Source organism: Pseudomonas protegens (assembly GCF_003732485.1).
Classification (GTDB): domain Bacteria; phylum Pseudomonadota; class Gammaproteobacteria; order Pseudomonadales; family Pseudomonadaceae; genus Aquipseudomonas; species Aquipseudomonas protegens_B.
Genome location: NZ_MOAK01000081.1, coordinates 1 through 9,606 on the forward strand (window position 1 = coordinate 1; position 9,606 = coordinate 9,606).

Consider the following 9,606-nt stretch of genomic DNA (forward strand, 5'->3'; position numbering starts at 1 on the left):
TCCTGGTGCGCCTGTTCAAGCTGGCCGAAGGCCGCTGGCTGCGCTACCTGGCACCGCGGAAGCACTGATATGCAACGTATCGATCATCCATTGCCCTGGAGCCACCTGGGCAGCGAACGCAGCATCTCGGTGTTCCGTTTCGGCAGTGGCGAGCGCAAGGCCTACATCCAGGCCAGTCTGCATGCCGACGAGTTGCCCGGCATGCGCACCGCCTGGGAACTGAAGAAGCGCCTGGCCGAACTGGAAGCCGAGGGTGCCCTCAACGGGGTTATCGAACTGGTGCCCGTGGCCAATCCGCTGGGGCTGGGGCAGTTGCTGCAAGGCAATCACCAGGGGCGTTTCGAAGCCGGTAGCGGCAAGAACTTCAACCGCGACTTCGTCGAGTTGAGCGGGCCGGTGGCCCAGCGCCTGGAAGGGCGCCTGGGGGATGATCCTCACGCCAATGTGCGCTTGATCCGTCAGGCCATGAGCGAGGTGCTGTCCGAGTTGCCATCGGCTGCAAGTCAGCTGCAGGGCATGCAGCGGGTGCTCCTGAGTCATGCCTGTACGGCGGATGTGGTGCTGGACCTGCATTGCGATACCGAGGCGGCGCTGCATATGTACGCCTTGCCGCAGCATTGGCCGCAGTGGCGCTCCCTGGCGGCGCACCTGGATGTGAAGGTCGGGCTGCTGGCGGAAGATTCCGGTGGCAGCTCGTTCGATGAGGCTTGTTCGCTGCCCTGGTTGCGTCTGTCGCAACAGTTTCCCGAGGCGCAGATTCCCCTGGCCTGCCTGGCCACCACTCTGGAGCTGGGCGGTCAGGCCGACACCGGGCGTCCACAGGCCGAGGCGCATGCTGCCGGCATCCTGGCGTTTCTCGCCGAGCAGGGGCTGATTGCCGGTGAGTGGCCGGCGTCCGGGCGTGAAGCCTGCGAAGCCATGCCGTTTGAAGGCACCCAATTGCTGTATGCGCCGCACCCCGGTGTGGTGAGCTTTCTGCGTCCGGCCGGTAGCTGGGTAGAAGTGGGCGAACCGATTTTTGAAGTGATTGATCCCCTATCCGATCGGGTCAGTACGGTGTGTGCTGGCACCAGCGGCGTGTTGTTCGCCGTTGAGCGGCTGCGTTATGCCCAACCCGGTTTCTGGCTGGCCAAGGTGGCGGGGCGCGAAGCGCTGCGTCACGGGCGCTTGCTCAACGACTGACTGTTTTTGTGAGAACCGACCGCATGTACAAACTTGAAGTCCAAGACCTGCATAAGCGCTATGGCAGTCACGAAGTGCTCAAGGGCGTGTCCCTGAAGGCTGCGGCTGGCGATGTGATCAGCATCATCGGCTCCAGTGGCTCGGGCAAAAGTACCTTTTTGCGCTGCATCAACCTGCTGGAGCAGCCCCATGCCGGCAAGATCCTGCTGAACAACGAAGAGTTGAAGCTGGTGGCCAACAAGGACGGCGCCTTGAAGGCCGCCGATCCCAAGCAGCTGCAGCGCATGCGTTCGCGCCTGTCGATGGTGTTCCAGCACTTCAACCTGTGGTCGCACATGACCGCCATTGAAAACATCATGGAAGCACCGGTGCATGTACTGGGCGTGTCCAAGGCCGAGGCTCGTGAGAAGGCCGAGCATTACCTGGCCAAGGTGGGGGTGGCGCATCGCAAGGATGCCTACCCGGGACACATGTCCGGTGGTGAGCAGCAGCGCGTGGCTATCGCCCGGGCTCTGGCCATGGAGCCGGAAGTCATGCTGTTCGACGAGCCGACCTCGGCCCTGGACCCCGAGCTGGTGGGGGACGTGTTGAAGGTCATGCAGGCCCTGGCCCAGGAAGGCCGGACCATGGTGGTGGTGACTCACGAGATGGGCTTTGCCCGTGAAGTCTCCAACCAGTTGGTGTTCCTGCACAAAGGTGTGGTGGAAGAAAGCGGCAACCCGCGGGAAGTGCTGGTGAACCCGCAATCAGAACGTTTGCAACAATTCCTCTCCGGCAGCCTCAAGTAATAGCTGCCGTTATGCACCAAATTAGGTCATGCTGCGCACCGCGCGCCAGATGGTCTAACTTGGTGCTGCCGCCCTTGGCTTCTAACACTGTTTTCGTTTCGGATTGCCCGCCATGACTGCCCATCGAATTGGTTTCCTGATTTGGCCCAGCACTAAAGCCTTGACGCTGGCGCTGGCCGAGGAGGCCTTGCGTGTTGCCCAGCGGGTGCACCCGGACGTGGTTTATGAGCTGGCCTTCCTGCAGGCCGAAGCGCCGGTCGAAGGTGCCTGGCAACTGCCGGGGGAGCCTTGGGCGGGCAAGCTTGAAGGCTGTCAGAAGTTGTTCCTGCTGGCCGATGAGCCACCGGCGCCGATGAGTTCGCCCCTCAGTAGTGCCCTCAAGCAACTGGTGCGTGCCGGCTGCGTGATTGGAGGGCTGTCCGCCGGGGTTTACCCGCTGGCTCAACTGGGTCTGCTCGATGGTTATCGGGCTGCGGTGCACTGGCGCTGGCAGGATGATTTTGCCGAGCGCTTCCCCAAGGTCATTGCCACCAGCCATCTGTTCGATTGGGATCGCGATCGCCTGACAGCCTGTGGCGGTATGTCGGTGCTGGATCTGTTGCTGGCGGTGCTGGCGCGGGACCACGGCGCCGAGCTGGCCGGTGCGGTTTCGGAAGAACTGGTGGTCGAGCGCATCCGTGAGGGTGGCGAGCGTCAGCGTATTCCGCTGCAGAACCGTCTGGGCTCCAGCCACCCGAAGCTGACTCAGGCCGTGCTGCTGATGGAGGCCAATATCGAAGAGCCACTGACCACCGACGAGATTGCCCAGCATGTCTGCGTGTCCCGGCGCCAGTTGGAGCGGATCTTCAAACAGTACCTGAATCGGGTGCCCAGCCAGTATTACCTGGAGCTGCGTCTGAACAAGGCCCGACAGATGCTGATGCAGACCAGCAAGTCGATCATTCAGATCGGCCTTTCCTGCGGCTTCTCCTCCGGCCCGCACTTCTCCAGCGCCTACCGCAATTTCTTTGGCGCCACACCCCGTGAAGATCGCAATCAACGGCGCAGCAGCAGCCCGTTCGAACTCTCCTCCGTACCTGCCGAACGCGGCTGACCCCGTCCTGTAGGAGCCGGCTTGCCGGCGAATCCCCCAGGCAATCCACTCGCCCCGTACAATCGCGCTCGACCCCTTGTTGTCGTAACGCCGATAACCTCTTCGGGGTTGGGGGTGCTAGCCCCGTAGCTATCTGAATAACTACCTGGGTAATTACCTCGGGCAAATTGCCCGGCAAATCTGCCGCTGAGCCTGCGCGCGGTTTAAACTGCGCCTTTGCGACGCTATTTGTCGCATTGCCATAAACCCGCGTAAAACCGGGGTTGGCGCTATAAGAAGTTGTCGCTTGGCGACAAGGTCGGGCACAAAACTGTCCTTACAATCCCTCCATCGCTCGCCAGTTTCAGGCGGGTGTTCCTCTTCAGGAGACTCCGATGTCCGTTGAGCAAGCTCCGGTGCAACGCGCCGATTTCGACCAGGTGATGGTTCCCAACTACGCACCTGCGGCTTTCATTCCTGTGCGCGGCGCGGGGTCTCGAGTCTGGGATCAGTCGGGACGGGAGCTGATCGACTTCGCCGGCGGCATCGCGGTCAACGTACTGGGCCACGCCCATCCGGCGCTGGTGGGGGCTCTGACCGAGCAGGCCAATAAACTGTGGCATGTGTCCAACGTGTTCACCAACGAGCCGGCTCTGCGTCTGGCCCACAAGCTGATCGACGCCACCTTCGCCGAACGCGCGTTCTTCTGTAACTCCGGGGCGGAAGCCAACGAGGCCGCCTTCAAGCTGGCCCGTCGTGTGGCTCATGATCGTTTCGGCGCCGAGAAGTACGAAATCATCGCCGCCCTCAACAGCTTCCACGGTCGTACCCTGTTCACCGTGAACGTCGGTGGCCAGTCGAAGTACTCCGACGGTTTCGGTCCGAAAATCACCGGCATCACCCATGTGCCGTACAACGACCTGGCCGCCTTGAAGGCTGCGGTTTCCGACAAGACCTGCGCCGTGGTACTGGAGCCGATCCAGGGTGAAGGCGGCGTGCTGCCGGCTGAGCTGGCCTACTTGCAAGGCGCCCGCGAGCTGTGCGACCAGCACAACGCGCTGCTGGTGTTCGACGAAGTACAGACCGGCATGGGCCGCTGCGGCGAGCTGTTCGCCTACCAGCATTACGGCGTGACTCCGGACATACTCACCAGCGCCAAGAGCCTGGGCGGCGGTTTCCCGATCGCGGCGATGCTGACCACCGAAGAGCTGGCCAAGCATCTGGTGGTCGGTACCCACGGCACCACTTACGGTGGCAACCCGCTGGCGTGTGCCGTGGCCGAGGCGGTGATCGATGTGATCAACACCCCCGAGGTGCTCAATGGCGTGAAGGCCAAGCACGACCGTTTCAAGACCCGCCTGCTGCAGATCGGCGAAAAGTACGGTCTGTTCACTGAAGTCCGTGGCCTGGGCCTGTTGCTCGGTTGTGTGCTCAGCGAAGCCTGGAAAGGCAAGGCCAAGGACGTGTTCAACGCGGCCGAGAAAGAAGGCCTGATGATTCTGCAAGCCGGTCCGGACGTGGTGCGCTTTGCCCCGAGCCTGGTGGTCGAGGATGCCGATATCGACGCTGGCCTGGATCGCTTCGAGCGCGCCGTGGCGAAACTGACTCAAGCCTGATCCAGGTAGCAGTACTCCTCGGCGTCGGCTTTAGTGGTCGGCGTCGAGCCTAATTCCTGTGCCGGGCTGTCCCGGTATTTTTTTCCCTGAGTCGGACGGTTTCCGACCTGTTTTAGAGTAAGGAGTGACACCATGCTGGTGATGCGCCCCGCGCAAATGGCTGATCTGGGCGAGGTACAGCGTCTGGCTGCAGACAGCCCGATTGGTGTCACCTCCTTGCCGGATGATGTGGAACGCCTGAGCGACAAGATCGCTGCAAGTGAGGCTTCGTTCGCTGCTGAAGTGAGCTTCAACGGTGAGGAGAGCTACTTCTTCGTCCTCGAGGACACCGACAGCGGCAAGCTGGTGGGGTGTTCGGCCATTGTCGCTTCCGCCGGCTATTCCGAACCGTTCTACAGCTTTCGCAACGAAACCTTCGTTCATGCGTCCCGCGAGCTGAAGATCCACAACAAGATTCACGTCCTGTCCCAGTGCCACGACCTGACTGGCAACAGCCTGTTGACCAGTTTCTATGTGGTGCCGGAGCTGGTGGGGTCGCCCTGGTCGGAGCTCAACTCCCGGGGCCGTCTGCTGTTTGTCGCCAGCCACCCGGAGCGTTTCGCCGATTCGGTGGTGACCGAGATCGTCGGCTACAGTGATGAGCACGGCGATTCGCCGTTCTGGGACGCCATCGGGCGTAACTTCTTCGACCTCAACTACGCCGAGGCCGAGCGCCTGTGCGGCCTGAAGAGCCGGACCTTCCTTGCCGAGCTGATGCCCCATTACCCGATCTATGTGCCGCTGCTGCCGGACGCCGCCCAGGAAGCCATGGGCCAGGTGCATCCGCGGGCGCAGATTACCTTTGACATCCTGATGCGCGAAGGTTTTGAAACCGATCACTACATCGACATCTTCGACGGTGGTCCGACCTTGCATGCACGGGTTTCGGGGATTCGCTCCATTGCCCAGAGCCGCGTGGTGCCAGTGAAGATCGGCGAGGCGCTCAAGGGCGGCGGTCGTCAGTACCTGGTGTCCAACGGTCAGTTGCAGGATTACCGCGCCGTGTTGCTGGAGCTGGATTACGCCCCGGGCAAACCGGTGACCCTGGATCTGCAAACGGCCGAAGCCCTGGGCGTCGGCGAAGGTGCCAGCGTGCGCCTGGTGGCGGTTTAATCCCTGCTTTCACGACTTGGAAAGCATGCCTAGAAAGCAGCGAGTTTCACACAGGCCGCCAGCGGCCTGTGTTTGAGGAGATAGCATGATCGTTCGTCCCGTACGCAGCAGCGATTTACCCGCGCTGATCGACCTGGCCCGCAGCACCGGCACCGGCCTCACCACCTTGCCGGCCAACGAAGAGCGCCTGACCCATAGGGTTGGCTGGGCGGAAAAGACCTTTCGCGGTGAAGCCGGGCGCGGCGATGCGGACTACCTGTTCGTGCTGGAAGACGACAATGGCCGGGTGGTGGGGATTTCCGCCATTGCCGGCGCCGTCGGCTTGCGTGAGCCCTGGTACAACTTCCGGGTCGGCCTGACGGTCAGCGCCTCCCAGGAGCTGAATATCTACCGTGAGATCCCCACGCTGTTCCTGGCCAACGACCTGACCGGCAATTCCGAGCTGTGCTCTTTGTTCCTTCACGCCGATTACCGCACCGGCCTCAACGGCCGCATGCTGGCCAAGGCGCGGATGTTGTTCATTGCCGAGTTCCCGCAACTGTTCGGCAACAAGATCATTGCCGAGATGCGCGGCATGTCGGATGAGCAGGGCCGTTCGCCGTTCTGGGAAAGCCTGGGTCGACACTTCTTCAAGATGGAGTTCAGCCAGGCGGACTATCTGACCGGGGTCGGCAACAAGGCGTTCATCGCCGAGCTGATGCCCAAGTTTCCGCTGTACACCTGCTTCCTTTCCGAGGATGCGCGCAACGTCATCGCCAAGGTCCACACCGATACCGAGCCGGCCCTGGCCATGCTCAAGAGCGAGGGCTTCAGCTACCAGGGCTATGTCGACATCTTCGACGCCGGTCCGGCGGTGGAGTGCGAGACCAGCAAGATCCGCGCGGTACGTGACAGCCAGGCATTGGTGCTGGCCATCGGCACCCCGGGCGACGACGCCACGCCGTTCCTGATCCACAACCGCAAGCGCGAGGATTGCCGCATCACTGCGGCGCCTGCACGCTTCGCCGCGGGCACCCTGGTGGTCGATCCTCTGACCGCCAAGCGCCTGCAACTCAACGCCGGCGACCAGGTCCGCGCGGTTCCGCTGTCTGCTTCTCGGGAGTCGAAATAATGAGCACGCTGTACATCGCCGGCCAATGGCTGGCCGGCCAGGGCGAAGCCTTCACCTCGGTCAATCCGGTAACCCAGGCGGTCATCTGGTCCGGTAACGGCGCGACGGCCGCGCAAGTGGAGAGTGCCGTGCAGGCGGCTCGTCAGGCGTTTCCAGCCTGGGCCAAGCGTTCCCTGGAAGAGCGCATCAGCGTGCTGGAGGCGTTTGCCGCCAGTTTGAAGGCGCGTGCCGACGAACTGGCCCGCTGCATCGGTGAGGAGACCGGAAAGCCGCTGTGGGAAGCCGCCACTGAAGTCACCAGCATGGTCAACAAGATTGCCATTTCGGTGCAGAGCTACCGCGAGCGTACCGGCGAGAAGAGCGGCCCATTGGGCGATGCCACGGCGGTGTTGCGGCACAAGCCCCACGGCGTGGTGGCGGTGTTCGGCCCTTACAACTTCCCCGGGCATCTGCCTAACGGGCACATCGTTCCCGCGCTGCTGGCGGGCAACAGCGTGCTGTTCAAGCCGAGCGAGCTGACACCGAAAGTTGCCGAGCTGACGGTCCAGTGCTGGATCGACGCCGGTCTTCCGGCGGGCGTCCTGAACCTGCTGCAAGGCGCCCGGGAAACCGGTATCGCCCTGGCCGCCAATCCAGGTATCGATGGGCTGTTTTTCACCGGCTCCAGCCGCACGGGCAATCATCTGCACCAGCAATTCGCCGGGCGTCCGGACAAGATCCTGGCCCTGGAAATGGGCGGCAACAACCCGCTGGTGGTGGATGAGGTCGCGGACCTGGACGCAGCGGTCTACACCATTATTCAGTCGGCCTTCATCTCTGCCGGTCAGCGCTGCACTTGTGCTCGCCGCTTGCTGGTACCGCAAGGGGCCTGGGGCGATGCGTTGCTGGCGCGCCTGGTGGCGGTCAGCGCGATCATCGATGTGGGTGGCTACGATCAACAGCCCGCGCCCTTCATGGGGTCGGTGATCTCCCTGGGCGCCGCCCGTGAGCTGATGGATGCGCAACAACAGTTGTTGGCCAATGGCGCCGTAGCCTTGCTGGAAATGACTCAGCCCCAGGCTCAGGCAGCCTTGCTGACCCCGGGTATCCTGGATGTCACGGCGGTGGCCGAGCGTCCTGATGAAGAACTGTTCGGACCTTTGCTGCAAGTGATCCGCTACGCTGATTTCGATGGGGCGATTGCCGAGGCCAACAATACTCAGTACGGCCTGGCTGCCGGTCTGCTGTCGGATTCCGCCGAACGTTACCAGCAGTTCTGGCTGGAGAGCCGTGCCGGGATCGTCAACTGGAACAAGCAGTTGACCGGTGCCGCCAGCAGCGCGCCTTTTGGTGGCGTCGGGGCTTCGGGCAACCATCGGGCCAGTGCCTATTACGCGGCGGATTACTGCGCGTATCCGGTGGCTTCCCTGGAAACCCCGAGCCTGGTGCTGCCGAGCGCGTTGACGCCAGGTGTGCGCTTGTCCTGACTTGCGGGGCCTTTTCGCCGGCAAGCCGGCTCCTACAGATTTTTGTAGGAGCTGGCTTGCCGGCGAACGAGCCCACCGCGTTCGCCATGTGTAGATATCGATTGCCTATAACAAACAGATTCGTGGAGCCTCGCTGATGAAATCCTATGAAGTCAATTTTGACGGTCTAGTGGGGCCGACCCATAACTACGGCGGTTTGTCCTACGGCAACGTCGCCTCCCAGAGCAACAGCCAGCAGGGCTCCAATCCCAAGGAAGCGGCGCTGCAAGGCCTGGCGAAAATGAAAGCGCTGATGGAAATGGGCTTTCAGCAAGGCGTGCTCGCCCCGCAAGAGCGGCCCGATGTCGCGGCTTTGCGCAACCTGGGGTTTGCCGGGAGCGATGCGCAAGTCATCCAGCAAGCCGCCCAGCAGGCGATGCCCTTGCTGGTCGCCAGTTGCTCGGCATCGAGCATGTGGGTGGCCAACGCCGCCACCGTCAGCCCGAGTGCTGACACCGCCGATGGCCGCGTGCATTTCACCGCCGCCAACTTGAACTGCAAATACCACCGCAGCATCGAGCACCCGACCACCAGCCGCGTGCTGGGGGCGATGTTCGCCGACCAGAAACACTTCGCCCATCACGCGGCGTTGCCGGCGGTGGCGCAGTTCGGTGATGAAGGCGCGGCCAACCACACCCGTTTCTGCCGTGATTACGGCCAGGCCGGTGTCGAGTTCTTCGTCTTCGGTCGCAGCGCCTTCGATAACCGCTACCCGGCACCGCAGAAGTATCCCGCGCGTCAGACCCTGGAAGCCTCGCAAGCCGTGGCGCGTCTGCATGGCCTGAGCGAGGAGGGCGTGGTCTATGCCCAGCAGAATCCCTCGGTGATCGACCAGGGCGTGTTCCACAACGACGTGATCGCTGTGGGCAATGGCGAGGTGCTGTTCTATCACGAGGACGCCTTCCTCGAGACCGAGCAGATGCTCGCTGAACTGCAGGGCAAACTGGGCAAGCGCGGCGGCAACTTCCAGTCGATCTGTGTACCGCGCTCGCAAGTGACGGTGGACGACGCCGTGCGCTCCTACCTGTTCAACAGCCAACTGCTGTCCCGTGCCGATGGTTCGATGCTGCTGATCGTGCCGGAAGAATGCCGCAGCAACGAGCGGGTCTGGCAGTACCTGCAAAGCCTCACCAGCTCGGGTGGCCTGATCCGTGAAGTGAAGGTTTTCGATCTCAAGCAG

Annotated in this window: 8 protein-coding genes; all 8 read left to right on the plus strand. The window is 62.5% G+C overall.

What is annotated here, in order from left to right; genetic code table 11:
- The first annotated feature begins 69 nt into the window (after positions 1 to 69).
- A complete protein-coding gene (locus BLX41_RS23775) occupies positions 70 to 1,182 on the plus strand; it encodes a succinylglutamate desuccinylase/aspartoacylase family protein (protein WP_123726854.1) in 1,113 nt (370 codons plus the stop codon).
- Between the two features lie 23 nt (positions 1,183 to 1,205).
- Positions 1,206 to 1,970: an ABC transporter ATP-binding protein gene (locus tag BLX41_RS23780; RefSeq protein ID WP_011062773.1), complete on the plus strand. Its 765-nt coding sequence runs from the start codon at positions 1,206 to 1,208 to the stop codon at positions 1,968 to 1,970.
- Between the two features lie 112 nt (positions 1,971 to 2,082).
- Entirely contained in the window at positions 2,083 to 3,063 is a 981-nt protein-coding gene (gene argR, locus BLX41_RS23785; RefSeq protein WP_123726855.1) for a transcriptional regulator ArgR, read from the plus strand.
- Positions 3,064 to 3,437: 374 nt separating this feature from the next.
- On the plus strand, positions 3,438 to 4,658 hold the full coding sequence (locus BLX41_RS23790) for an aspartate aminotransferase family protein (protein WP_123726856.1): 1,221 nt from the start codon (positions 3,438 to 3,440) through the stop codon (positions 4,656 to 4,658).
- 132 nt (positions 4,659 to 4,790) lie between these two features.
- On the plus strand, positions 4,791 to 5,810 hold the full coding sequence (gene aruF / locus BLX41_RS23795; RefSeq protein ID WP_123726857.1) for an arginine/ornithine succinyltransferase subunit alpha: 1,020 nt from the start codon (positions 4,791 to 4,793) through the stop codon (positions 5,808 to 5,810).
- Between the two features lie 85 nt (positions 5,811 to 5,895).
- Entirely contained in the window at positions 5,896 to 6,921 is a 1,026-nt protein-coding gene (astA, locus tag BLX41_RS23800; RefSeq protein ID WP_123726858.1) for an arginine N-succinyltransferase, read from the plus strand.
- A complete protein-coding gene (gene astD / locus BLX41_RS23805) occupies positions 6,918 to 8,387 on the plus strand; it encodes a succinylglutamate-semialdehyde dehydrogenase (protein ID WP_185073779.1) in 1,470 nt (489 codons plus the stop codon). Before astA ends, astD begins: the two co-directional genes overlap by 4 nt.
- Positions 8,388 to 8,523: 136 nt before the next feature.
- The coding region (gene astB, locus BLX41_RS23810; protein ID WP_259745120.1) for an N-succinylarginine dihydrolase at positions 8,524 to 9,606 on the plus strand (1,083 nt) is incomplete at its 3' end.

Bases quoted from the DNA above. Each gene is read 5' to 3' on its own strand.
- aruF (WP_123726857.1), top strand. From the start codon at position 4,791: ATGCTGGTGATGCGCCCCGCGCAAATGGCTGATCTGGGCGAGGTACAG.
- BLX41_RS23790 (WP_123726856.1), top strand. From the start codon at position 3,438: ATGTCCGTTGAGCAAGCTCCGGTGCAACGCGCCGATTTCGACCAGGTG.
- BLX41_RS23780 (WP_011062773.1), top strand. From the start codon at position 1,206: ATGTACAAACTTGAAGTCCAAGACCTGCATAAGCGCTATGGCAGTCAC.
- argR (WP_123726855.1), top strand. From the start codon at position 2,083: ATGACTGCCCATCGAATTGGTTTCCTGATTTGGCCCAGCACTAAAGCC.
- astA (WP_123726858.1), top strand. From the start codon at position 5,896: ATGATCGTTCGTCCCGTACGCAGCAGCGATTTACCCGCGCTGATCGAC.
- BLX41_RS23775 (WP_123726854.1), top strand. From the start codon at position 70: ATGCAACGTATCGATCATCCATTGCCCTGGAGCCACCTGGGCAGCGAA.